Genomic DNA, 24,277 nt, shown 5'->3' with positions numbered 1-24,277 from the left:
GAGCGGGGTGTCCGTGGGCCAGGGGTCCGGTCAGATCTGGACCATCTCGAAGTCTTCCTTGCGGGCGCCGCATTCAGGGCACGTCCAGTTGATCGGGACGTCTTCCCAGCGCGTGCCCGGGGCAATGCCCTCTTCCGGCAGCCCGGCTTCTTCGTCGTAAATCCAGCCACAAATCAGGCACATCCAGCTCTTGTATTCCATCTTAGCCGCGTCGGGAAAAGTCGGTAAATTCGGGAGCCATGATGGTACCGTGTCGGGGCCGGACTGCCTAGCAATCGCGCTGGAGGACAGCGACTACGTTGCGCTGCGCTAAAAAATCCATCGTGCAGGCCGGATTCCACCGCATAATGGTTGAAAAGTGCGGCCTGCCGGGCAACACAGGGCCGAAAACGGCCACGCGCCTCGCCGTCCGCATCTCCGTCGCTTTCCCGTTTTTCTCTTGCCCCATTTTTACATGTCCAGCAACGCCCCTCCGATCGTCCTCACCTTCGGCCTGTCCGATCCCACCGGCGGCTCCGGCCTCCAAGCCGATCTGATGACCCTGGCGAGCATGGGCTGTCACGGCGTGTCCGTCCTGACGGGCTATACCGTGCGCGACTCGGCCGCCTGCGAAGAAGTGACCGGCCTCGACCCCGACGTCGTCGCCGCGCAGGCGCGCATGCTGCTCGAAGACATGCCGGTTGCCGCGTTCAAGATCGGTGCGGCCACGCGCGCGGAAGTCGTGAGCGCGATCGCCGAAGTCGTCGCCGACTACGACGGCGTGCCGCTCGTGCTCGCGCCGGATTTCACGCTCGACGACGAGCACGTGCTCGCGGCCGACGACCTGCGCGAATCGATCGCCGACCTGCTGGCGCCGCAAACCACGCTGCTGGTCGCCGACCACGCGACGCTGATCGCGCTCGCGCAACCGGACGGCGATGCCGAGGCGCCGAATCTCGACGCGGCCGTGTCGCACCTGCTGTCGCAGGGCTGCGAATACATCCTGTCGTCGGAAACGGGCTCGCACCGGCTCGTCAACACGCTGTACGGCGAGGAAGGCCAGCTTCGCGAAGACATGTGGGATCGCTCGCCGCACCGGTTGATGGGCATCACCGACACGCTCGGCGCGGCCATCGCGGCACTGCTCGCGAACGGCCAGGAGCCGCCCGAAGCTGTCCGCGAGGCGCAGGAATACCTGTACCAGGCGGTGCGCGACGCGTTCCGGCCCGGCATGGGCGCCTACCTGCCCGACCGGTTCTTCTGGGCGCGCAGCAACGACGATTCGGACACGCCGCCGGCCGTGAAGGCCGACCCGGTACTGAGGACGTCGCACCGGCATTGACGCGCGATGCGGCGGACCGGTCCCGCCGCCGCACACGCCGCGCCGCTTCGGGCGCAACGTTCCGGCCGCCCCGCGCGCATCAAACTCCTCGCGCCAAATAAAAAAGACCCGCATCGCTGCGGGTCTTTTCTTTTGGCTGGAACGCGCATCGCTGCGCGCTCCGGACACCTCGACCGAAGTCGATTACATGTCCATGCCCATGCCGCCCATGCCGCCCGGCATGCCGCCCGGCATCGGTGCGTCTTCCTTCGGCAGTTCTGCGACAGCTGCGTCCGTCGTCAGCAGCAGGCCTGCAACCGACGCTGCGTTCTGCAGTGCGGTGCGCGTGACCTTGGTCGGGTCGACGACGCCGGCTTCAACCATGTCGACGTACTCGCCCGTTGCCGCGTTGTAGCCGTAGTTGCCCGTACCTGCAGCAACTGCCGCCACCACGACGCTGGCTTCTTCGCCGCCGTTCGTGACGATCTGGCGCAGCGGCTCTTCCATTGCACGCAGCACGATCTTGATGCCGGCATTCTGGTCGGCGTTCGCGCCGGTCAGGGCCGCGATCGCGGTGCGAGCGCGGATCAGCGCAACGCCGCCACCTGCCACGATGCCTTCTTCCACAGCTGCGCGCGTTGCGTGCAGTGCGTCTTCGACACGTGCCTTCTTTTCCTTCATTTCGACTTCGGTCGCAGCACCGACCTTGATCACTGCAACGCCGCCGGCCAGCTTGGCCACGCGCTCTTGCAGCTTTTCACGGTCGTAGTCCGACGTCGCTTCTTCGATTTGCGCGCGCACTTGCTTCACACGTGCTTCGATGTTCACGGCTTCGCCTGCGCCGTCGATGATCGTCGTGTTTTCCTTGCCCACTTCGATGCGCTTCGCCTGGCCCAGTTCTGCCAGCGTTGCCTTCTCGAGCGTCAGGCCGGTTTCTTCGGCGATCACTTGGCCGCCCGTCAGGATCGCGATGTCTTCCAGCATCGCCTTGCGACGATCCCCGAAGCCAGGCGCCTTGACCGCAACGGTCTTCAGGATGCCGCGGATGTTGTTCACGACCAGCGTCGCGAGCGCTTCGCCTTCGATGTCTTCAGCGATGATCAGCAGCGGACGGCCAGCCTTCGCGACTTGCTCGAGCACCGGCAGCAGATCGCGGATGTTCGACACCTTCTTGTCGTGCAGCAGCACGAACGGGTTGTCGAGAACGGCGACTTGCTTTTCCGGGTTGTTGATGAAGTACGGCGACAGGTAGCCGCGGTCGAATTGCATGCCTTCGACGACGTCGAGTTCGTCGGCCAGCGACTTGCCGTCTTCGACGGTGATGACGCCTTCCTTGCCGACCTTGTCCATCGCTTCAGCGATGCGATCGCCGATCGACGTGTCGCTGTTCGCCGAGATCGAGCCGACCTGTGCGATTTCCTTGTTCGTCGTGCACGGCTTGCTGATCTTCTTCAGCTCTTCGACAGCCGCTGCGACTGCCTTGTCGATGCCGCGCTTCAGGTCCATCGGGTTCATGCCCGATGCGACGTACTTCATGCCTTCGCGAACGATCGATTGCGCGAGGACGGTTGCCGTCGTCGTGCCGTCGCCTGCGTTGTCGCTGGTCTTGGAAGCCACTTCCTTGACCATTTGCGCGCCCATGTTCTGGAGCTTGTCCTTCAGCTCGATTTCCTTCGCGACCGACACACCGTCCTTGGTGACCGTCGGGCCGCCGAAGCTGCGCTCGAGCACCACGTTGCGGCCCTTCGGACCCAGCGTGACCTTGACTGCGTTGGCGAGAATGTTCACGCCTTCGACCATCTTCGAACGGGCGGAATCGCCGAATACGACGTCTTTAGCTGCCATCTTCTAACTCCTTGAATTCTTGGGAATATGTACCGTCGGAGGACGCTTACTTGGCGTTGACCACGGCCATGATGTCTTCTTCGCGCATGACCAGCAGTTCGTTGCCGTCGACCTTGACGGTCTGGCCTGCGTACTTGCCGAACAGGACGCGATCGCCGACCTTCACGTCGAGTGCGATCGGGGCGCCCTTGTCGTCACGCTTGCCCGGGCCGATGGCCAGGACTTCGCCCTGGTCCGGCTTTTCAGCAGCGGCGTCGGGGATGACGATGCCCGAGGCGGTCTTGGTTTCCTGATCCAGGCGCTTGACGATCACGCGATCGTGCAAAGGACGAAGGTTCATATTCACTCCTCTCTTGACTGAGATTGAAGAACGCTTAGGGAATCTGCCCGGCAAATCGCCCGGCAGAGAATTGTTAGCACTCTCGTGCAGCGAGTGCTAATTATATGGACGGGTTTTGACAAATTCAAGAAGGGGAGCCGGACGAATTTTCAACGCGGCGCGGCAGCGGGGAAAACACGCGAAAATTACAAAAAACCCTTTCACAACAAAACCCTTACCTACGCTACCCGGCCCGGAAGACGGGCCCGCGCAGCCCGCGAATCTCATCCAGCCCCGTTTGGACACCGGGTAAGCACGGAGTTCCTGCCCCCGCCGGCATCACGTCAAAAAACCTGCGCAGGCGCCGATTCCGTCCGCCGCAACGCGTCCGCTCCCCCGCCCGGCGACCGTCGCGCCCCCTTGCCCGGCGTTCCATCGCTCCGCACCGAAGCATTCATTTTCATTACGCCGATATTTACGTTTTTCCTCTTGAAAAACCCCCGTCGGACCCCACCCGTAAGCCCGCCCATTACATTCAGTAATTTAGATGCGAATCATTCTCGTTTACATTGACTTTCCCATTTGACACTCCTACGATGCGCCGCGTTGCGCTCTTCTTCATGCCCGGGCCGATCGGTGCCGAGCGTCGGGACAGCGACCAACAAGCAGGACTCCAAATCAATTAGAACCCGGGATTTGATATGAAGGTTGCATCGTTCCATGGAGACCGCATCCGCGCCCGGATGCGCCCCGCCGCCTGTGCGGCCGCGATCGCGTGCGCATCGTTCACGAGCAGCGCCGCATTCGCCGCCGCGCCGGTCGACGCGCAACCCGAAGCGCCCGAGGCCGATCTCGCGATCCAGGCGAAGCCGACCGACATGTGGACCGGCATCTGGACACGCCAGAGCCTGCTCGGCGACATGGGCGGCATCCGCCCGTGGCTCGGCAAGTACGGCGCGACGCTGCAGATCACCGAAACCAGCGAATACCTCGCGAACCTGCGCGGCGGCCTGAACCGCGGCGGCACGTACGACGGGCTGACGACGGCGACGCTGACGGTCGATACGCAAAAGGCGATCGGCCTGCCCGGCGGCACCTTCAACGTCAGCGCACTGCAGATCCACGGCAGCAACCTCAGCGCGCGGAATCTCGGCACGCTCAACACCGCAAGCGGCATCGAGGCGCAGGACACGACGCGCCTGTGGGAGCTCTGGTACCAGCAGTCGTTCCTCGACAAGCGCGTCGACGTGAAGATCGGCCAGCAGAGCCTGGACCAGGAATTCATGGTCAGCACGTATGCGAACACGTTCGTCAACACGATGTTCGGCTGGCCCGCCCTGCCGTCGTACGACCTGCCGAACGGCGGCCCCGCGTATCCGCTCGCGGGCCTCGGCGTGCGCGTGCGCGCGCAGATCACGCCGAAGCTCACCGCGCTCGCGGGCGTGTTCGACGGCGATCCGCTCGGCAACAACCCGAACAACCTGAGCGGCACGAACTTCAACCTGCACAACGGCACGCTCTACATCGGCGAGCTGCAGTACGCGCTGAACCAGCCGTCCGACGGCGAAATGGATACCGGCCACTCGAACGGGCTGCCGGGCACCTACAAGATCGGCGTCTGGTATCACAACGGCCGCTTCGCGGACCAGGGCACCGGCACCGACGGGCTGTCGCTCGCCGATCCCGCATCGAACGGCAACGCGCAACAGCATCACGGCGACTACAGCTTCTACGCGGTGGCCGACCAGATGATCTGGCGCCCCGACCCGACCGGCGCGAAAAGCCTCGGCGTGTTCGCGCGCGTGATGGGCGCGCCGGGCGACCGCAACCTGGTGAGCTTCGCGGCCAACGCGGGCATCGTGCTGAAGGCGCCGTTCGACGGCCGCGACAACGACAGCGTCGGCCTCGCCGTCACGTACATCCAGGTCGGCAGCCACGTGACCGACCTCGACCAGGCCGCACGGACCTTTGCCGCCGGCCCGTACGGCGTGCGCACCCGCGAGACGACCGTCGAGGCGACCTACCAGTACCAGGTCAACCCGTGGTGGGTGATCGCGGCCGATGCGCAGTACACGTTCAACGCCGGCGCGGGCCAGAACCCGAGCGACGCGACGCAGCCGCTGCGCAACACGTTCGTGCTCGGCGCACGCACGACGATCACGTTCTGGGCGCCGCGCGCACGCCACCCGCCCACATCCCCCGTTTTCGCGCGCCGCCGGCGCGGCGCGCCCCCCAGGAGATCCAGATGATTCAATCCGCCCCGCTTCGCCGCCTCGCGACGGGCGCACTGGCCGCCGTCGCGCTGACGGCCGCCGCCGGCGCGTTCGCCGAGCCGCAAGGCTTCCTCGAGACGCTGCATCGTCACACGCTGCTCGTCAACACGGTGCCCGACAACGGCGACCAGAACCCGTACGCGATCGCGGTCGCGCCGGTATCGGCCGGCACGATCCAGGCAGGCGACGTGCTCGTCGACAACTTCAACAACGCGGCAAACCTGCAGGGCACCGGCAGCACGATCGTCAACTATCGCCCGTCGACCAAGCAGATGAGCCTGTTCGCGACGATTCCGCGCGACCTGAAGGCGTGCCCGGGCGGCGTCGGCCTGTCGACCGCGATGACGATGCTGAAGTCGGGCTGGGTGATCGTCGGCAGCACGCCGAGCAACGACGGCACGACGTCGACGAAAGGCGCCGGCTGCCTGATCGTGCTCGATCCGCAAGGCAAGATCGCGTCGACCTGGTCGAGCGCGAACATCAACGACCCGTGGGGCAACATGGCCGTGGTCGACCGCGGCGACAGCGCGACGCTGTTCGTCAGCATGGCCGGCTTCGGCGTCGGCGGCGCGGACGGCAACCCGCCCGTCTACAAGCAGGCGACCGTGCTGCGCGTCGACCTCGACGTGCCGGCCGGCAAGCCGCCCGTCATCAAGCAGGAAACGGTCGTCGCGAGCGGTCTCGGCGCGCAGGCCGACAAGGGCGTGTTCCTGGTCGGCCCGACCGGCCTCGCGCTGTCGGGCGACCAGAAGAAGCTGTACGTATCCGATGCGATCGGCAACCGGATCGTCGAGATCGACGATCCGCTCACGCGCGACACGAGCGCGGGGGTCGGCCGCCAGGTCACCGCCGACGGCTTCCTGCGCCGCCCGCTCGCGCTCGCGACCGCGCCGAACGGCCATCTGCTCGCGACCAACGCGCTGAACGGCCAGGTCGTCGAGATCGACCCGGTCGCCGGCAAGCAGCTCTATGCGCGCTGGATCGACACCGACAAGGCGCAGTCGCCGCCCGGTAACGGCGACCTGTTCGGGATCGCGATGACGCCGGCCGGCGACGGCTTCTATTACGTCCAGGACGACGTCAACACGCTGATGCTCGCGAAGTAACGGAACCGACCATGGCAGACGATCTGAACCCGCCGCCGCGCCCCGCGCGCCGCGGCTTCCTGAAGGCCGGCGGCGCAGCCGTCGCCGCAGGTCTCGCGGCGGGCACGATGCCGGCCGCCCGCGCGGCCGATGCGGCGCCCGCCGTCGCGCCGGGTGCGCACGCGCACGACGACGACATCGAACCGTTCTACGGCAAGCACCAGGGCGGCATCACGACGCCGCAGCAGCGCAACGCGTATTTCGCGGCACTCGACCTCGCGACAACCCGGCGCGCGGACGTGATCGCGCTGCTGAAGACCTGGACCGACGCCGCCGCACGCCTCACGCGCGGCGACACCGCGCAGCCGCTGCCGGCGACCGGCGGCGACGACATCGCGCCGGCCGACTCGGGCGACGCGCTCGGTATCGGCGCGTCGCGGCTGACGATCACGTTCGGCTTCGGGCCCGGCCTGTTCGCGGTCGCGGGCAAGGACCGCTACGGCCTCGCGAAGCAGCGCCCGGCCGCACTCGTCGACCTGCCGCGCTTCAACGGCGACCAGCTGATTCCGGAGAAGACGGGCGGCGACCTGTTCATCCAGGCGTGCGCGAACGACGCGCAAGTGGCGTTCCACGCGGTGCGCCAGCTCGTGCGCCTCGGCGGCAACGCCGTGCAGATGCGCTGGGGCCAGGCCGGCTTCACGTCCGGCAAGCCGGGCGAGACGCCGCGCAACCTGATGGGCTTCAAGGACGGCACGATGAACCCGTCGCGCGACGATCCGGCCGCGATGAACGAATTCGTGTGGGCCGGCAACGAAGGTCCGGCATGGATGAACGGCGGCACCTACACGGTCGTGCGCCGCATCCGCATCACGCTCGAACACTGGGACAACACCGAGCTCGGTTTCCAGGAGCAGGTGTTCGGCCGCAAGAAGTACAGCGGCGCGCCGATCGGCGGCAAGCAGGAATTCGAAGCGCTCGACCTCGACGCGGTCGACAAGGACGGCAATTCGGTGATCCCCGACAACGCGCACGCGCGTCTCGCATCGCCGCAGGTGAACGACGGCGCGCAGATCCTGCGCCGCGCGTACTCGTACAACGACAGCGCGAACTTCTACATCGAGCGCTGGCCGCCGTGGCGCCAGCAGACCGAGTACGACGCGGGGCTGATGTTCGTCGCGCACCAGCGCGACCCGCGCCGCGGCTTCATCCCGATCAACGAGAAGCTCGCGAAGCTGGACATCATGAACCAGTTCACCACGCACGTCGGCAGCGCGATCTTCGCGTGTCCGCCGGGCGCGCAACCCGGTTCGTACATCGGCGCCGCGCTGTTCGAAGCGTAACGGCGTCGCGACGCCACGCCCCTTTTTCTCCGGCCCGTCCGGATGCAACTCACGACGACGACATGAACACTTTTCCCGTTAGCCGCCCGCTGCGGCACCTGATCGCCGCGGCTGCCGCCGCGCTGATGCTGACCGGCGCGCTGCACGCCACGCGCGCGCATGCCGCGACGCTCACGCTGTACAACGCGCAACACGAGCAGGTCGTCAACCAGCTCGTCAAGGACTTCGAAGCGCAAAGCGGCATCACCGTGAAGGTGCGCTCGGGCGAAGGCCCCGCGCTCGCCGCGCAGATCGTCGCGGAAGGCGACCGCACGCCGGCCGACGTGTACTTCACCGAGAATTCGCCGGAGCTCGTGCTGCTCGACCGCAAGGGCCTGCTCGCGAAGACCGACGGCGCCGCGCTGCAGGCGGTGCCCGCGCGCTTCAACCCGGCCGACGGCAACTGGGTCGGCGTGCTCGCGCGCGAGAACGTGCTCGTCTACAACACCGCGAAGCTCCAGCCGCAGCAACTGCCCGCGTCGCTGCTCGATCTCGCGAAGCCGGAATGGAAAGGCAAGGTCGGCGTCGCGCCGAGCGATGCGGACTTCCTGCCGCTCGTGAGCGCGGTGCTCGCGCTGCACGGCGAAGCCGCGACGCTGCAATGGCTGAAGGGCCTGAAGGCCAACGCGCAAGTGTTCGACGACGACGAAGGCGTGACCGCGGCCGTCAACCGCGGCGGCGTGCTGACCGGCATCATCAACAACTACTACTGGGACCGCCTGCACGCCGAACTCGGCGACAAGTCGACCCGCAGCGCGATCCACCACTTCGGCAACCACGACGTCGGGGCCGCCGTGAACGTGTCGGGTGCCGCGGTGCTGAAGGCGTCGAAGCACCAGCCCGAAGCGCAGAAGTTCGTCGCGTATCTCGTCAGCGAGCGCGCGCAGAAACTGATGGCGAACGGCCACATCAGTTTCGAGTATCCGCTGCATCCGGGCGTCGCCCCCGATCCGATCCTGAAGCCGTTCAACGAACTGAGCCCGCCGGCGCTGACGTTCGAACAGCTCGGCGACGACAGCCAGGCCGGCAAGCTGCTGCGCCAGGCCGGCCTGCTCTGACGATGAGCGACGCCGTGTCCCGCACGGCCCGCACCGCGCGCGACGGCGAGCGCACCGCGACGCGGCGCCGCCCGTCGCGCGCGCTCGTCGCCGCGGCCGCGTGCGGGCCGCTCGCGATCCTGCTGCCGCTCGGCTTCACGCTGTACCGTGCGGCCACCTTCGGCATCGACGACGCGATCGAGTTGCTGTGGCGCCCGCTCGTCGGCGAACTGCTCGTCAACACGCTGTCGATCACGCTCGCCGCGACGCTCGCGTGCACGCTGCTCGGCACCGCGGTCGCCTGGTTCATCGAGCGCACCGACCTGCCCGCGCGGCCGCTGTGGACCGCGCTCGCCGCCGCCCCGCTCGCGGTGCCGCCGTTCATCACGAGCTATGCGTGGGTGTCGCTGAGCCTCGACCTGCAGGACTTCCTCGGCGCGCTGGTCGTGCTGACTTCCGCGTATTTCCCGCTCGTCTATTTGCCGGTGGCCGCGGCGCTTCGCGAGCTCGACCCGGCACTCGAGGAAAGCGCGCGCACGCTCGGCTGCTCGCCGTGGCAGACGTTCTTCCGCGTCGTGCTGCCGCAATTGCGCCCCGCGCTATGCGGCGGGATGCTGCTCGTCGCGCTCGGCGTGCTGTCCGAATTCGGCGCGTTCCAGTTGCTGCGCTTTCGCACGTTCACGACCGAGATCTACGCGGAATACCGCACCGCGTTCGACGGCGGCGGCGCGTCGCTGCTCGGCTGCGTGCTGATCGCGCTGTGCCTGCTGTGTCTCGCGATCGAGGCACGGGCACGCGGCCATGCGCGCTACGGCCATACGCATCGCGCCGCGCGCCGCGTCGCGATGCGTTATCCGCTCGGCACGCTGCGCGGTCCCGTCACCGGCGCGTTCGCTGCGCTCGCGGCCGCGACGCTCGGCGTGCCGCTCGCGATGATCGGCTACTGGCTCACGCAACAAGGTGCTGCCGCCGTCACGCCGGCCGACGTCTCGCCCGAGCTGCTGTGGCAGGCCACCCTCGCCTCGTCCGGCTACGGCCTCGCGGCCGCGGCCGTCACGACGCTGCTCGCGCTGCCGCTCGCGTTCCTGCTGGTCCGTCATCCGGGCCGCGTCGCGACGTTCCTCGAACGCACCGCGATGACCGTGCAGGGCGTGCCCGGCATCGTCGTCGCGCTTGCGATCGTGTCGATCACGGTGCGGCTGCTGCAGCCGCTCTACCAGAGCGCGCCGGCGCTCGTCGCCGCATACGCGATCCTGTTCTTGCCGCTCGCGGTCGTCAGCGTGCGGGCGGCGCTGTCGCACGTGCAGGTCCGGCTCGAGGAAACCGCGCGCGCGCTCGGCCTTGGCTGGCGCGCGACGCTCACGCGCGTGGTGCTGCCGCTCGCGGCGCCCGGTCTCGGCGCGGCCGCGACGATGGTGTTCATCTCGGTCGTCACGGAACTCAATGCGACGCTGCTGCTCTCGCCGATCGGCACGCGCACGCTCGCGACGCAGGTGTGGAGCGATACGGCGACGCTCGCGTTCGCGGCCGCGGCGCCTTATGCGGCGCTGCTCGTCGCGCTGTCGCTCGGCGCGTCGGGATTGCTGTTCCTGCTGCTCGGCCGCGCGTCGGTGCGCAACTGAGCACCGCTCTTTTTCTCCGGAACCGCCCATGAGCGAACTACGCATCCACGGCCTGTCCAAATCGTTCGGATCGCATACCGTCCTGCACGACATCGACCTCACGGTGCGGCGCGGCACGCGCCTCGCGCTGCTCGGCCCGTCCGGCAGCGGCAAGACGACGCTGCTGCGCGTGCTGTGCGGCTTCGAGCGCGCCGAGCGCGGCACCGTCGAGATCGACGGACGTCGCGTCGCCGCGCCCGACGTGCACCTGCCGCCCGAACAGCGCCGGATCGGCTACGTGCCGCAGGAAGGCGCGCTGTTTCCGCACCTGTCGGTGGCCGACAACATCGCGTTCGGGCTGCCGCGCGCGGCGCGGCGGCGCCATCACCGCGTCGACGAACTGCTCGAGATGGTCGGATTGCCCGCGTCGTACGCGAGCCGTGCGCCGCAGCAGCTGTCCGGCGGCCAGCAGCAGCGCGTCGCCCTCGCGCGGGCGCTGGCGCCCGAGCCGTCGCTCGTGATCCTCGACGAGCCGTTCTCCGCGCTCGACACGTCGCTGCGGCACGAAACCCGCAGCGCGGTGGCGGACGCGCTCGCCGCAGCCGGTGCAACGTCGGTGCTCGTCACGCACGACCAGCCCGAGGCGATGACGCTCGGCGACGAAGTGGCGGTGATGTGGCAAGGCAGGCTCGTGCAGACGACCGCGCCGCAGACGCTGTACCGGCAGCCCGTCACGCGCGACGTCGCGTCGTTCGTCGGGCAGGCCGTGCTGCTCGCGGGCCGCGTGCGCGATGCGCGCATCGCCTGTGCGCTCGGCGAGTTACCGCTCGTCGCGCCGCTGCCCGACGGGCCGGCCGACGCGATGCTGCGTCCCGAGCAGATCGGCCTCGTGCCGGTCACCCAGGCCGACGCCGCACGCGGTCATGCAGCGCGCGTCGAAGCCGCGCAATTCGCAGGCCAGGACGCCGACGTGCTCGCGCGCCTCGATGCCGATCGCGACGTGCTCGTGCGCATCCGCGTGCCGGGACACCGGTGCCCGGCTGTCGGCGAACGCGTCACGCTCGTCGTCGACGGTGCGGTGATGGCGTACGCGCGCTGAGCGGCGCGCATCGTCGTCACGCGTCGGCGCAGCCCGCGTCCGACAGCGGCCGGAAGGTCCGCCCATCCGTCTCGACGGTCGCGCCCAGCCGCCGCGCAAGCCCCTTCGCGCCTTCGCGCATCACGACGTCGTGATTCCACCGGAACAGCGGCCGCGCGAGCGGCTCGAGCCAGTTCATCCAGCGCACGTGCGTGCGGATGTGCCAGTCGTAGCGCACGACCGTGCGCGGGCCGTCGGCAGCGAACGACCAGCGTCCGTCGCCTTCGATCGCACCGCTCGCGCGGCCTTCGAGTGCATGCGGCCGCTCGACGCGCCGCACGCGCATGTCGAAGGTCAGCCGGTACGGCAGTGCGCCCTTCCACGTATACCGGTGCAGCGCATCGACGCCGCGCGCATCGCCCTGCTCGAGCTCGACGGTGCGCACGGCCCCCTTCCACCAGTCGGGCCAGCGGTCGACCTGGTAGATCGCGTCCCAGACCGCCGCGAGCGGGGCGTCCACGTGCCAGGTCGTCGAGAACCGGTATTCCGCCATGCAGCCTCCGGCAAGTACGTCAGGAGAACAGACCCGCGTGTCGGTCAGGGCGCGAAGAAACGCTCGGGAAATGCGACGTCGATCTCCACGTCGTCGAGCGTCACGGTTTCGAGCGGTACGTCGTCATCGTCGGCGAAGCTGACGACCTTCAGCGGAAAGCCGTCCTCGGCGTCCAGCCACAGCCGGTAGCGATGCACGCCATCGACCACGTGCGCAGGCGCGCCGGTGACCGATACGCGCAGCGCATTCCGGCCGCCGACGGCCTCCTCGCCTTCGATCACCGTCGCGCCGCCCTGCTGCAGCGCATGAACGTTGCGCAGCAGTTCGCCGACGTCCGACCGGTCGACCCGGTGGCCGCTGCGGTCGCGCACGAGCGGATTGGACGGCGACAGCGTCAGCGCGGGCGGCGCGTGCACGCCGAACGGGCGCAGCCGCACCCTGCCGTCGCCGGGATCGTATGCCAGCACGGCACCGTGATGCGGCGACACGAAATCCATCCGGACGAAGCCCGGTTTCAGGTAGGCGTAGCGGATTTCGGTGTGCTCGCCGCCGCGCGCCGACGAGCGGATCGTCGCGCGGTACGAGTGGACATGGTCGAAATGCGCCTGGGCGACGGTCACGGGGTCGGCTGTCATGCTCGCTCCTATCAGGCTCGCGGCCAGCAACGCGGCGATCACGGCGCCGCCTCGACATCGAGCACGCCTTCCATCCCGCGCTCGCGATGGCTCCTGAAAAACAGCAGCCGATGCGTGCAATAGTAGGCGAACCGGCCCGGCTGCGCCGGCGTGAAACGAAACGTCTTCGGCGTCGTGCCGAGTTCGGTGTGCACCGCAATACCGGCCTGCGGCGCGTCGATCTCGAAGCTGTGCGGCACCACGCCGGGCTCGGACGACACGGTCAGCTCGACCGGCACGTGCGCGCGCACGATCACGTGGTTCGGGCGGAAGAAATAGCTGCCGCCGACGATCGCCACCCGCTGCACGCCGTCGGCGCCGACCGGCACGCGCACCGGCGCATCGCCGTCCGCCCGCGCGAGGGTCGCACTCGCCGCGAGTGCCGCCAGCACGAGCCCCTTCGTCATCTTCATCGCCTGCTCCCTGCCGGCGTCGCGCGTCAGCCCTTCCACGCGTCGGTCGAGCCGCCGAGCGCGCCGCATGCTTCGATCGCGAGCTCGCGCAGGCGCCGCTCATCGCCTCGGCCCGACAACGCGTAGCCCATTCCGCGATCCGACCAGAAATACGTGTAGCGGCCATCGGCCGACATTGCCTGCGGCGCGAGATGCCGTGCGTCGTACGCCGTCACGTACAACGTCACGCGCTCGCCGTCCGCGCGCTGGTACATGAGCTGCGCAGCCGGCCCGTGCTCGCCGGGGAGCAACCGGCCGCCCAGCAGCGCATAACCGTATTCTTCAAGCGAAGGCGCGCGCACCGGGTGCCCCACGCGCGCCGACAGCCATGCGGCAAGACGCCGGGGATCGCCCGCGCCGACCTCGACCGGATGCTCGCGATCGGCGGCGTACACGGCATACGCGAGATCCGCGCGCGCGGCGAACGCCGGGGCGCTGCCGAACGCCTCCCAGCCCGCATGCAGCGCGACACCGATCAGCAGCCCGGCCGCCAGCCCCGAGCATGCATAGGCGAACGCGCGCCAGCGCGGCGCGCGACGCTGCACGAACAACGCGGGCGCCGCGCCCGGCAGCGGGAACAGCGCTTGCAGCGCGTCGCGCTGCGCGCGGTAATGCGCGAATCGTTCGGCCTCCTCCGGATCGGACTGCAGGCGCTCCAGCATCTCGCGCTGCTCGCGCCCGGACAGCTCGCCGTCCAGCAACGCGGACAGCAGCTGAGCCGACGCATCGTCGTCCCGCGGGTTCGAAGCTTGGTGCGAATCGTCCATCATGGCTTCCCGATCAATCGTAACGCGGCCGTGCCGTGCGCCGACGGCTCGTCCGACAGCAGTGCGCGCATTTGGGCCCGCGCGCGCGCGAGCCGCGACATCACCGTGCCCACCGGCACGCCGAGCACCTGCGCGGCATCGCGATAGCTCAACTCTTCAAGCGCAACGAGCAACAGCACCTCGCGCTGTTCGACCGGCAGCCGGTACAGCGCGCGCTGCACGTCGCGCAGCACCAGCCCGCCGATCTCGCCGGCCGGCGCGGCCATCGTCTGCCACGGCGCCGTCGCATCGTCGACCGCGATCTCGTGCCGTGCCCGCAACTGGTCGATGAAGCGGTGCCGCAGCAGCGTCAGCAGCCAGGCACGCAGGTTGCCGGCGTCGCGCGGCGGCCGGTTCAGCGCACGCTCGAGCGTGTCCTGCACGAGATCGTCCGCCCAGGCGCGCTCGCCCGTCAGCGCACGCGCATAGCGCGTGAGATGCGGCAGCCACACCAGCAGATCCGATTCGTAGCTCATCGGGATGCCTCGCGCATCGCCGCGCGATCACGGACGCGCGACGTGCCACATGCCGCCGATCCCGTCGCCGCCCGCGTCGCCGGCCTTGCGGTCCATCTTCCAGCGATACAGCGGACGCCCGCGATACGCCCATTGCTTCTTGCCATCGTCGCGCGCGACGAGGCTCAGCGCGCCCGACGCCTTGTCGTATGCATCGGCGAGCGCAGGCGGCCAGTTGGCCGTGCACGCGCTGTCGCACGCGCTCTTGCCGGGCGCGTCGCGATCGAATACGTACAGCGTCATGTGCGCTTCGTCGACCAGTTTCCCGTCGGCGGCCTGGGGCGGTTCCGCGGCCGCCGGCCGCACGATCGCCGCCGTCAGTGCGACGGCGAATAGCATCCGTTTCATTCCCGTTCTCCTTGGCGTGGTGTTACGGCACGGCGGGGCCGGACGGTGCGATCGGCTGCGTTGCGGTCATTATCCCGCCGGCCGGCCGAGCCGGAACTCGGTATGTAAACGGACGGCGGGGACCGGTTATTCCATGCTGCGCCGCGGCGATCGGCAGCGGTCATTCATGGGACGAAAGAAAGCCTGAAGCCCGAAAAAGACAACGCGGCATGACAGCGATGTCATGCCGCGTTGCGCGACCCGTGTTGCACGACCCTCTCGCACGGCGGCCGATGCGGCGCCGCCGTGCGTTCCCGCCGGTTACTTCGGCAGTGCGCCCGTCAGCGACTGGAGCAGCGTCGTCACCGGTGCGAGCGGGTTGTTCGGCGAGCTGTTGCCCGAATGCGGCGTCACCGACAGGCTCGGCGCGGAACCGAGCGCCGTCCCTACCGACGTGCCGACCGCATTGACGACCGTCGCCGTCGAGTTGGCGCCCGTCGTCAGCAGCGAGCCGACCGCGCCCGCCGTGCCGCCGGCCGCGCCCGCGCCCGCGCCGAGCAGGCTGCCGCCTGCCGCTGCCGTCGAACCGGCTGCGCCCGACAGCGCGCCGGCCGCCTGGCCGAGTGCCGCCGGCCCGTTCCCGAGTGCGCCCGTCACCGAACCGAGTGCGCCGGTCAGTGCGCCGGCCGGATTGCCGCCGCCCGTCAGGCCATTCACGAGGTTCGTGATCGGTGCGATCGGGCTGTTGCCCGCCGCGCCCGACAACGTGCCGACCACCTGGTTCACGACGCCCTGCACCGGCGCCAGCGGGTTGGAGCCGCCGAGATTGCCGAGGGCGCCCGTCACCGAGTTCAGCGCGCCCGTCAGTGCACCGGCCGGATTGCCGCTGCCGAGCGTACCGACGACCTGGTTCACGACCCCCTGCACCGGCGCCAGCGGGCTCGTGCCGCCCAGTGCGCCGAGCGCGCCTGCAACCGAGCCGACCGCGTTGCCGAGTGCGCCCGTGGCCGTACCGACCGCATTGCTCAGCGTGCCGGCCGGGTTGCTGCCGCCGAGCGCGCCGACGACCTGGTTCACGACGCCTTGCACCGGCGCCAGCGGGTTCGAGCCGCCGAGGTTGCCGAGCGCCCCCGTCACCGAACCGAGTGCGCCGGTCAGCGCGCCGGCCGGATTGCCGCCCGGCAGCGCGTTCTGCAGACCGTTGACGAGGTTCGTGATCGGCGTGATCGGGCTGCCGCCGCCTGCACCCGACAGCGTGCCGACGACCTGGTTCACGACGCCCTGCACCGGCGCCAGCGGGTTCGCCCCGCCGAGCGCGCCCGTCACGGAGTTCAGCGCGTTCGTCAGCGCACCGGCAGGATCGCCGTTGCCGAGCGTGCCGGCGAGCTGCGTGACGACGCCTTGCACCGGTGCGAGCGGGCTCCCTGCACCGCCGACGTTGCCGAGTGCGCCCGTGATCGTGTTGACCGCGTTGCTCAGGGCGCCGGCCGGGTTACCGCTGCCGAGCGTGCCCGTGACCTGGTTCACGACGTTCTGGATCGGCGTGATCGGGTTCGCGCCGCCGCCGAGGCCGCCCAGCGCACCCGTCACCGTACCGAGTGCGCCGGTCAATGCGCCGGCCGGGTTGCCGCCGCCGAGACCGCCCAATGCCCCCGTCACCGTACCGAGTGCGCCGGTCAGTGCGCCGGCCGGGTTGCCGCCGCCGAGCGCGCCCGTGACCTGGTTCACGACGCCCTGGACCGGCGCCAACGGGTTCGAGCCCCCGCCGATGCCACCCAGTGCGCCCGTTACCGTGCCGAGTGCCCCCGTCAGTGCGCCTGCCGGGTTGCCGCTGCCAAGTGCACCCGTCACCTGATTCACTACGCCCTGAACCGGCGCCAGCGGGTTCGCGCCACCGCCGATACCACCCAGTGCCCCCGTTACCGTGCCGAGAGCCCCCGTCAGTGCACCTGCCGGGTTGCCGCTGCCAAGTGCGCCCGCGACACCGTTCACCACGCCTTGAACCGGCGCGAGCGGGTTCGAGCCGCTGCCGAGGTTGCCCAGCGCGCCCGTCACCGTGCCGACGACACCGGTCAGTGCGCCGGCCGGATCGCCGCCGCCGATGGAGCCAATAAGCCCGTTCACGACGCCCTGGACCGGCGCGAGCGGGTTCGAGCCGCCACCGATGCCACCCAGTGCGCCCGTCACACTGCCGAGTGCGCCGGTCAACGCACCGGCCGGGTTGCCGCCACCGAGCGCACCCGTGACCTGATTCACCACGCCTTGCACCGGCGCCAGCGGATTCGCGCCGCCACCGATACCACCCAGCGCACCCGTCGCCGTGCCGAGCGCGTTACTCAGCGTGCCAGTCGCCGTATTCAGCGCGCCGGTCAGTGCTCCAGCCGGGTTACCGCCACCGAGCGCGCCCGTGACTTGATTCACGACGCCTTGCACCGGCGCCAGCGGATTCGCGCCGCCGCCGATACCGCCCAGCGCTCCCGTCACCTGGCCCAGCGCGCCGGTTAGTGCACCAGCCGGATTACCGCCACCGAGCGCGCCCGTGACTTGATTCACGACGCCTTGCACCGGCGCCAGCGGATTCGCGCCGCCGCCGATACCGCCCAGCGCTCCCGTCACCTGGCCCAGCGCGCCGGTCAGCGCACCGGCCGGGTTGCCGCCACCGAGCGCACCCGTAACCTGATTCACCACGCCTTGCACCGGCGCCAGCGGATTCGCGCCGCCGCCGATACCGCCCAGCGCGCCCGTCACCTGGCCCAGCGCGCCGGTCAGTGCACCAGCCGGATTACCGCCACCAAGCGCACCCGTCACTTGATTCACCACACCCTGCACCGGCGCCAGCGGGTTTGCGCCGCCGCCGACATTGCCCAGTGCACCCGTTACCGTGCCAACCGCATTGCTCAGCGTCCCCGTCGCCGTGCTCAGCGCACCCGTCAATGCGCCTGCGGGGTTGCCGCCATTCAGTGCCCCCGTCACCTGGTTCAACACGCCTTGTACCGGCGCGAGCGGCTGCACCGTACCGCCACCGCCACCGAGTGCGCCCGTCACCGCCCCCACGGCGCCCGACAGCGCTTGACCGGGATCGCCGAGCGACGTCTGGATCGCACCCGACCCGCCCGCCGCAACGGTAACCGAGCCCAGCGGCGACGTGCCCGTCGCGACCAGCCCGACCGTCACGCTGTTCGTCGGCGGATTGACGATCACTTGCGGGATCGGCAGCGAATCGAGGGCCCCCGCCATCGCGGAACCCGAAGCCAGCACCCCGAACACCGTCGCGACCGACAGCGCCACACCCGTCAATTTAAGATTGTGTCCCATCGTTATTTTCCCCATCTCGGTTGGCACCACGTTGATAAAGCATGGGGACGGCTTGCACGAAGCGTGCCAATTCAAAAAAGCGGATTGATTCGTCTGGCCATTAGTGGTCAATAACGCTTTTTTAATCGATTTCAGACGAAATACACGGGCTTCCAATCCCAAATCGTCTGACGATAGACGCTGCCGGGACGCGGATGTAACGTAACGTTTGCGAGCCCCGTGGTAACGTGTTCCGGTACATCCCGCGTAACGCCGGAACACCCGGCCGCGATAGCGCCCTATACCGTCAGCGACCGCCGCCGGTTGCGCATTTCAGCAATATGAAAATGCATTGATAAATCGCGAATTTTCTGATTTTATTTATCTCGCGATTTTCTTTCTTGCCGATTACGCAGATCATTTCCGATTGCGTGGCTTTCGATAATTCGGATAGCCGAATGAAAAACTGTGAAACGCGCGCATGGCCGCCGGCATGAGCGGGGCAGCGCGCGCCGGCGGCCGGAGCCGCCCTGCCGCGCGACAGGTTCAACCGAAGCGCGCGGGCCGGTACGGATGGGGATCGATATAGGTCGGCGCGCCCGTCATCATTTCGGCGAGCAGACGCCCTGTCGCGGGGCCGAGCGTGAGCCCGTGGTGGCAATGGCCGAACGCGAACCACAAATGACGGTGGCGCGGCGCGGGCCCGATCACCGGACGCATGTCCGGCGTGCAGGGCCGCATCCCGAGCCACGGTTCCGGATCGAGCCGTTCGCCGATGCCGAACGCGTCGCGCGCCAGCGGTTCGGCCCGCGCAAGCTGCACGCCGGTCGGCGGCGCACCGCGCAGCGCGATCTCGACGCCCGTCGTGAGCCGCAGGCGGCCGCCCTCCATCGGCGCGACGACGAAGCCTTCCTCGGTGTCGCACACGGGCACGTTCAACGGCGTGCGCGTCGGCCGGTAGTGCATGTGATAGCCACGCTTGGCGCGCAGCGGAATCCGGTAGCCGAGCGGCGCGAACACGTGATCGGACCACGGCCCGAGCGCGACCACGGCCGAGCGCGCGGCAATCGGCCCGTGTTCGGTCCCGACCTGCCAGCCACCGTCCACCTGCACGAGCGTCTTCGCATCGCCGAGCACGAACGTGCCGCCGTCGCGCTCGAACAGCCGCGCGTAGGCCTTGGTCAGCCCGCCCGGGCTCGACACCGTCTTCGGGTCCTGCCAGTGGAAAGCGCCGCAGAATGCGTCGCCGATACCCGGCTCGCGCGCGCGCAGCGCATGCGCATCGAGCACGCTCATCCGCAACCCGTGCGCGTCGGCCACGCGCTGCTGCGCGCGCGCCTCCGCGTCGAACAACGCGGGCGAACGGAACGCCTCGATCCACCCGCCGTCGTGTACGAGCGGCTGCGCATCGGTCCGCGCGAGCAGCGCATCGTGCTCGACGACGCTCGCCGCGACGAGCGGCAGCAGGTCGCGCGCGGCGGCCGCGAGCCGTTGCGGCGACGATTCGCGCCAGAAGCGCGCGAGCCAGCCCGCATACGCGGGCAGCGCGCGGTAGTCCCAGTAGAGATCGACCGAGCGGTTGCGTGCATAGCGCAGCAACGTGCCGAGCCGGCGCGGAAACGCGTACGGCACGACCGACGAGCGCTCGATCAGCCCGGCATTACCGTGGCTCGTTTCCTCGCCGGGCGCGCGCCGGTCGACGAGCGCGACGCGCAGCCCGCGATCCTGCAGATGCAGCGCCGACGACACGCCGACGATGCCGGCTCCCAGAACGATGACGTCGAAATCCATGGTTCCCTGTACCGTGTCGAGATTCGATGGGCGGCGCACCGGCATCGCGGCCGGCGCGCGGCGATGCTTACTTCGCGATGATGTCGCGCTTGAAGTACTTCTGCGACATCGCGCTCAGCGTGCCGTCCTTCTTCAGCGCGTCGAGCGCGCCGACGATCTTCGCCTGCAGCGCCTTGTCGTTCTTGCGCATCCCGAAGCCCGTGCCCTCGCCGAGCGTCGCCGGATCCTTCAGCGCGTCGCCGACGATCTGGTAATCGCGGCCGGCCGGCTTGTCGAGGAAGCCGTCCTGCGCGGTCTGCGCTTCCTGCACGGCCGCATCGAGCCGCCCCGCGACGAGATCGGCGTAGATCTGGTCCTGATCCTGGTACGACACGACGGCCACGCCCGCGTTGGCCCAGTGCGCCTTCAGGAAATCCTCCTGCGACGAGCCCTGCAGCACGCCGACATGCTTGCCGCGCAGGCTCGCGACGTCAGGCCGCAGCGGCGAACCGCGCCTGGCCACCATCACGATCGGCACCACGTAGATCGCCGGCGTGAAGTCGATGCTCTGCTTGCGCTTCGCGGTGATGTTCATCGCCGAATTGATCGCGTCGAACTTGCGCGCCTGCAGCGCCGGGATCAGGCCGTCGAACGCATTCTCGACCCACACGCATTTCATGTTCAGCTTCGCGCACACCGCATTGCCGATGTCGACGTCGAAGCCCTGCAGCTGACCGGCCGGCGTCTTGCTCTCGAACGGCGGATAGGCCGCTTCGATCCCGAAGCGCAACGTGGTCTGTTCCGCATGGGCCGTGACGGCCGCGCACGCGAGCGCCGCAGCGGCGCAAAGGGAAAGCTTCCAGTTCATGACGGTCCTTCCGTTCTGGATTGAGGCGATGGAGATCGGTTGCACGACGCCCTCGGCCGGGCGCCGGATCGGCATTCGATGCAGGCGGCCGCCGCGTGGCGGCGCATCCTGTCCTGCACGCGAAATATAGACTCAAAGTCTACTATAGACTATAGGGGATACGAGAGTCTCGTCCTGCCGCACCCCGCCCGGATTTCGACACCTCGTCAAAAGATCCTTGATTTCATGGTCTTTTTCATCATCCAGGCAACGACACAACGTCTCGAAAAGAAAAATCCTCCAGAATTTGTTTGTCTATATTAGACTTTTCGTCCATCACGAACACCACCGGACACCGCCTTTCGAGACGGTCTGTCCGGCACCGACCGGAGATGTCCCCATGACGCAAACCGTCCCGACCCTGCCGCTGACCGTCGACGAAGCCGCCGTGCGTGCGGCGCTGCCATCGCTCGACGTGCTCGGCACGCTGCGCCGCATGTTCGCGTCGCTCGCCGCGGCGCGCGCGGTGCAGCCGCCGCAGACGCTCACGCTGTTTCCCGACCAGGCCGGCGACTTCATCACGTATCTCGGCGCGCTCGCCGATGCGCAGGTCTTCGGCGCGAAGCTGTCGCCGTACGTGGTGACGGGCGGCAGGCCGATCGTCACCGCGTGGACCGCGCTGATGTCGATGCAGACCGGCCAGCCGCTGATGTGGTGCGACGCGGGGCTGCTGACCGTCGAACGCACGGCCGGCACGACGGCGCTCGCGGTCGACTGCCTCGCGGCGCGCGACGCACGCCATCTGGCGATCGTCGGCGCAGGCGCGGTCGGCCTTGCGCACCTGCGGCACACGGCGGCACTGCGCGACTGGGAGACGATCCGCGTGTACTCGCCCGCGCTCGCCGGCGATGCCGCGCAGCAGGCAACGCTCGCCGAACTCGACTCGCGCGCACGTGCGGCTGCGAGTGTCGAAGCCTGCGTGCGCGACGCGGACGTCGTGATGCTGTGCACGTCGTCGGGCACGCCCGTGCTCGGCGACGGGATGCTCACGCGCCCCGCGCTCGTCACGTCGATCAGCACGAACGTCGCGCGCGCGCACGAAATCCCGCCCGCGTGGCTGCCCGACATGGACGTGTACTGCGACTACCGGCACACGACCCCGGCAAGCGCCGGCGAGATGCAGATCGCGGCGGCCGATCACGGCTGGGAGGCCGGGCGGATCGTCGGCGACCTGCCCGCGCTCGTCGTCGGCGCCTGCGCAGCGCCGTCGCGCACGCGTCACGCGTTCTTCCGCTCGATCGGCCTCGGGCTCGAGGACATCGCGATCGCGCACGCACTGTATACGCAGCTGACGCGCGCATGAGCGGCACGCGCACGCGGGGCCGATACAATGGCGCAACCGCCGCGGCGGCCGCGCGCGGGCGCACGGGCATGCCGGCCACCGGCGCGCCGGCACGCCGGCCCGACGCGCTGCCCGGCTCCCGCCCACCCGAGATGGCGACACCGATGCGCAAGAAGAAATCCCCCGTCAAAGACCTGCTGCTCACCCGCTATGCGCCGATCGCCGACGGTATCGCCGCGCTGTTCTTCCCGTACGCGGAAGTCGTGATCCACGACCTGCACGACCAGACCGTGCTGTATCTCGCGAACAACCTGTCGAAGCGCGAGGTCGGCGACGATTCCGCGCTCGAGGAGATCGATCATTCCGCGCGCGAACGCGTGATCGGCCCATACGAGAAGCTGAACTGGGACGGCCGGCGGATGCGCTGCGTCAGCAACGTGCTGTTCGACGACGACGGCCGCCCGGCCGGGATGATGTGCATCAACTTCAACATTGCGGTGTTCGACGAGGTGCGCGCGACGCTCGACCTGTTCATCAAGGGCGCGGGCGTCGTCGCCCAGCCCGACGAGCTGTTCCGCGACGACTGGCAGGAGCGCATCAACACGTTCCTGCACGGCTGGCTGCGCGAGCGGCAGGTCGGGCTGAACGGGCTCACGCGCGAGCACCGGCGCGAGCTCGTCGAGGCGCTCTACGCGGAAGGCGCGTTCCGCGGCAAGAGCGCGGCGAACTACGTCGCGAACGTGCTCGGGATGGGGCGCGCAACGGTCTACAAGCACCTCAAGCACCTGAAGGAAACGCAAGGCGACGCGTAAGCGCTGCGCGGCGGGCGCAACGACGGCCCGCATCGGTCATCGCTACCGGGAAGCCATTTCCCTGTCTATGCTTCGTGATACGCCGGGTACGGCCCCGTTCCGCACGGGTCTGCGCGCGCCCTGGCGTCGAAGCATAAAGTGATATAGTCCCGGTTACACTTTTTTGCCGCCCTGGACCGCCCATGACGACCGCCCCCGCCCCGACTGCCCGCCCGACCCTGACCGTCGAAATCTGGTCCGACCTGATCTGCCCGTGGTGCTGGATCGGCAAGCGCCGTTTCGACGAGGCGCTCGCCGCGTTCGCGCATGCCGATCGGGTCGACGTCGCGCTGCGCGCGTACCGGCTGATGCCCGGCCAGCCTGTCGAGCCGGTCGAGGCGATGCTGGCCGGCAAATACCGGATGTCGCCCGCGCAGGTCGACCAGATGCTGCGCCAGGTCACCGATGCGGCCGCGAGCGTCGGGCTGCGCTACGACCTGCCCGGCACGCTGGTCGGCGATACGCTCGACGGCCACCGGCTCGTGAAGCTCGCGGAAGCGACCGGCCGCGCGCACGCGCTGACCGAGCGCCTGTACCGCGCGTATTTCTGCGAGCACGGCTCGCTGTTCGATCATGCCGAGTTGACCGAATTCGCGGTCGAAGCCGGGCTCGAACGCTCGGCCGTCGAAGCCGTGCTGCGCAGCGACGCATACCGCGACGAAGTCGAAGCCGACATCGCACGCGCCGCGCAGATCGGCGGGCGCGGCGTACCGTTGTTCGTGCTCGGCGGCCGCTACGCGGTGTCGGGCGCGCAGCCGGCCGACGCGTTCGCGCAGGCGCTCGAACAGGCGTGGCGCGACGGCATCGTCGAACTCGACGGCAGCGATGCGGCCGCCTGCGGCCCCGACGGCTGCGAACTGCCGGCGCGCTCGTAACGCCCTGCTCCCTTTGTCAGTCGCGCGCGGCCCCGCGCGCGACTACGCGACGCT

23 protein-coding genes are annotated in these 24,277 nt (G+C 68.9%); 10 read left to right on the top strand and 13 right to left on the bottom strand.

Annotated elements, in window-relative coordinates; genetic code table 11:
• Window positions 1-30 precede the first annotated feature (30 nt).
• Window positions 31-201, bottom strand: coding sequence for a rubredoxin (locus ACWMMN_RS04170; RefSeq protein ID WP_004186709.1), 171 nt, complete (start codon window positions 199-201; stop codon window positions 31-33).
• Between the two features lie 253 nt (window positions 202-454).
• Between ACWMMN_RS04170 and ACWMMN_RS04165 the strand changes: the two genes are divergently transcribed.
• Window positions 455-1,321 carry a hydroxymethylpyrimidine/phosphomethylpyrimidine kinase gene (locus ACWMMN_RS04165; RefSeq protein ID WP_059235797.1) on the top strand — a complete coding sequence of 289 codons (867 nt, stop codon included), beginning with the start codon at window positions 455-457 and terminating at the stop codon, window positions 1,319-1,321.
• Window positions 1,322-1,504: 183 nt separating this feature from the next.
• On the opposite strand, the gene groL is transcribed toward ACWMMN_RS04165, so the two are convergent.
• Entirely contained in the window at window positions 1,505-3,145 is a 1,641-nt protein-coding gene (groL, locus tag ACWMMN_RS04160) for a chaperonin GroEL (RefSeq protein WP_011351137.1), read from the bottom strand.
• 46 nt (window positions 3,146-3,191) lie between these two features.
• Window positions 3,192-3,485 carry a co-chaperone GroES gene (locus ACWMMN_RS04155; RefSeq protein WP_059235800.1) on the bottom strand — a complete coding sequence of 98 codons (294 nt, stop codon included), beginning with the start codon at window positions 3,483-3,485 and terminating at the stop codon, window positions 3,192-3,194.
• Window positions 3,486-4,165: 680 nt separating this feature from the next.
• Here ACWMMN_RS04155 and ACWMMN_RS04150 point away from each other — a divergent pair.
• From ACWMMN_RS04150 to ACWMMN_RS04125, 6 genes are all read left to right on the top strand, one after another.
• The gene (locus tag ACWMMN_RS04150; RefSeq protein ID WP_486423009.1) at window positions 4,166-5,713 is read left to right on the top strand and encodes a carbohydrate porin; all 1,548 of its coding nucleotides are present in this window, start codon (window positions 4,166-4,168) and stop codon (window positions 5,711-5,713) included.
• Window positions 5,710-6,843 carry a hypothetical protein gene (locus ACWMMN_RS04145; RefSeq protein WP_340623855.1) on the top strand — a complete coding sequence of 378 codons (1,134 nt, stop codon included), beginning with the start codon at window positions 5,710-5,712 and terminating at the stop codon, window positions 6,841-6,843. The genes ACWMMN_RS04150 and ACWMMN_RS04145 overlap by 4 nt, the downstream gene beginning before the upstream one ends.
• 11 nt (window positions 6,844-6,854) lie before the next feature.
• A complete protein-coding gene (gene efeB / locus ACWMMN_RS04140) occupies window positions 6,855-8,162 on the top strand; it encodes an iron uptake transporter deferrochelatase/peroxidase subunit (protein ID WP_486423008.1) in 1,308 nt (435 codons plus the stop codon).
• A 62-nt stretch (window positions 8,163-8,224) separates the two neighbouring features.
• Window positions 8,225-9,259: an iron ABC transporter substrate-binding protein gene (locus ACWMMN_RS04135; RefSeq protein WP_059235816.1), complete on the top strand. Its 1,035-nt coding sequence runs from the start codon at window positions 8,225-8,227 to the stop codon at window positions 9,257-9,259.
• Between the two features lie 2 nt (window positions 9,260-9,261).
• Window positions 9,262-10,860 carry an ABC transporter permease gene (locus ACWMMN_RS04130; RefSeq protein ID WP_486423007.1) on the top strand — a complete coding sequence of 533 codons (1,599 nt, stop codon included), beginning with the start codon at window positions 9,262-9,264 and terminating at the stop codon, window positions 10,858-10,860.
• 28 nt (window positions 10,861-10,888) lie between these two features.
• Window positions 10,889-11,938 (top strand): ABC transporter ATP-binding protein, encoded by a 1,050-nt coding sequence (locus ACWMMN_RS04125; RefSeq protein ID WP_486423006.1) that lies wholly within the window; start codon window positions 10,889-10,891, stop codon window positions 11,936-11,938.
• A gap of 16 nt (window positions 11,939-11,954) precedes the next feature.
• Here the strand turns inward: ACWMMN_RS04125 and ACWMMN_RS04120 are convergent, their stop codons facing one another.
• The 10 genes from ACWMMN_RS04120 to ACWMMN_RS04075 all read right to left on the bottom strand — a co-directional run bounded on the left by ACWMMN_RS04120 (window position 11,955) and on the right by ACWMMN_RS04075 (window position 21,176).
• Window positions 11,955-12,470, bottom strand: coding sequence for an SRPBCC family protein (locus ACWMMN_RS04120; RefSeq protein ID WP_059235822.1), 516 nt, complete (start codon window positions 12,468-12,470; stop codon window positions 11,955-11,957).
• Between the two features lie 44 nt (window positions 12,471-12,514).
• Window positions 12,515-13,147 (bottom strand): LolA family protein, encoded by a 633-nt coding sequence (locus tag ACWMMN_RS04115; RefSeq protein WP_486423005.1) that lies wholly within the window; start codon window positions 13,145-13,147, stop codon window positions 12,515-12,517.
• Window positions 13,144-13,557, bottom strand: a complete 414-nt coding sequence (locus tag ACWMMN_RS04110) for a cupredoxin domain-containing protein (RefSeq protein WP_059236880.1) — start codon at window positions 13,555-13,557, stop codon at window positions 13,144-13,146. The genes ACWMMN_RS04115 and ACWMMN_RS04110 overlap by 4 nt, the downstream gene beginning before the upstream one ends.
• A 26-nt stretch (window positions 13,558-13,583) precedes the next feature.
• Entirely contained in the window at window positions 13,584-14,366 is a 783-nt protein-coding gene (locus ACWMMN_RS04105) for an anti-sigma factor family protein (protein ID WP_486423004.1), read from the bottom strand.
• The gene (locus ACWMMN_RS04100; protein WP_486423003.1) at window positions 14,363-14,878 is read right to left on the bottom strand and encodes a sigma-70 family RNA polymerase sigma factor; all 516 of its coding nucleotides are present in this window, start codon (window positions 14,876-14,878) and stop codon (window positions 14,363-14,365) included. Before ACWMMN_RS04100 ends, ACWMMN_RS04105 begins: the two co-directional genes overlap by 4 nt.
• Before the next feature lie 27 nt (window positions 14,879-14,905).
• Window positions 14,906-15,265 carry a COG4315 family predicted lipoprotein gene (locus ACWMMN_RS04095; protein WP_256085630.1) on the bottom strand — a complete coding sequence of 120 codons (360 nt, stop codon included), beginning with the start codon at window positions 15,263-15,265 and terminating at the stop codon, window positions 14,906-14,908.
• Between the two features lie 300 nt (window positions 15,266-15,565).
• A complete protein-coding gene (locus ACWMMN_RS04090) occupies window positions 15,566-18,559 on the bottom strand; it encodes a beta strand repeat-containing protein (protein ID WP_486423002.1) in 2,994 nt (997 codons plus the stop codon).
• 286 nt (window positions 18,560-18,845) lie between these two features.
• Window positions 18,846-19,088 carry a hypothetical protein gene (locus tag ACWMMN_RS04085; RefSeq protein ID WP_486423001.1) on the bottom strand — a complete coding sequence of 81 codons (243 nt, stop codon included), beginning with the start codon at window positions 19,086-19,088 and terminating at the stop codon, window positions 18,846-18,848.
• Complete coding sequence (locus ACWMMN_RS04080) at window positions 19,085-20,329, bottom strand: NAD(P)/FAD-dependent oxidoreductase (protein WP_059235833.1); 1,245 nt, start codon at window positions 20,327-20,329, stop codon at window positions 19,085-19,087. Before ACWMMN_RS04080 ends, ACWMMN_RS04085 begins: the two co-directional genes overlap by 4 nt.
• Window positions 20,330-20,396: 67 nt before the next feature.
• Window positions 20,397-21,176, bottom strand: a complete 780-nt coding sequence (locus ACWMMN_RS04075; RefSeq protein WP_486423000.1) for an ABC transporter substrate-binding protein — start codon at window positions 21,174-21,176, stop codon at window positions 20,397-20,399.
• A 379-nt stretch (window positions 21,177-21,555) separates the two neighbouring features.
• Here ACWMMN_RS04075 and ACWMMN_RS04070 point away from each other — a divergent pair, with 379 nt between their 5' ends.
• From ACWMMN_RS04070 to ACWMMN_RS04060, 3 genes are all read left to right on the top strand, one after another.
• Window positions 21,556-22,518: an ornithine cyclodeaminase family protein gene (locus ACWMMN_RS04070; protein WP_486422999.1), complete on the top strand. Its 963-nt coding sequence runs from the start codon at window positions 21,556-21,558 to the stop codon at window positions 22,516-22,518.
• Window positions 22,515-23,309, top strand: a complete 795-nt coding sequence (locus tag ACWMMN_RS04065) for a helix-turn-helix transcriptional regulator (protein ID WP_275054989.1) — start codon at window positions 22,515-22,517, stop codon at window positions 23,307-23,309. Before ACWMMN_RS04070 ends, ACWMMN_RS04065 begins: the two co-directional genes overlap by 4 nt.
• Before the next feature lie 182 nt (window positions 23,310-23,491).
• Window positions 23,492-24,223: a DsbA family oxidoreductase gene (locus tag ACWMMN_RS04060; protein ID WP_059235841.1), complete on the top strand. Its 732-nt coding sequence runs from the start codon at window positions 23,492-23,494 to the stop codon at window positions 24,221-24,223.
• Window positions 24,224-24,277: the final 54 nt, after the last annotated feature.

Source organism: Burkholderia cepacia complex sp. TUM26381 (assembly GCF_057439935.1).
This window is presented reverse-complemented; position numbering and strand designations above follow the sequence as displayed.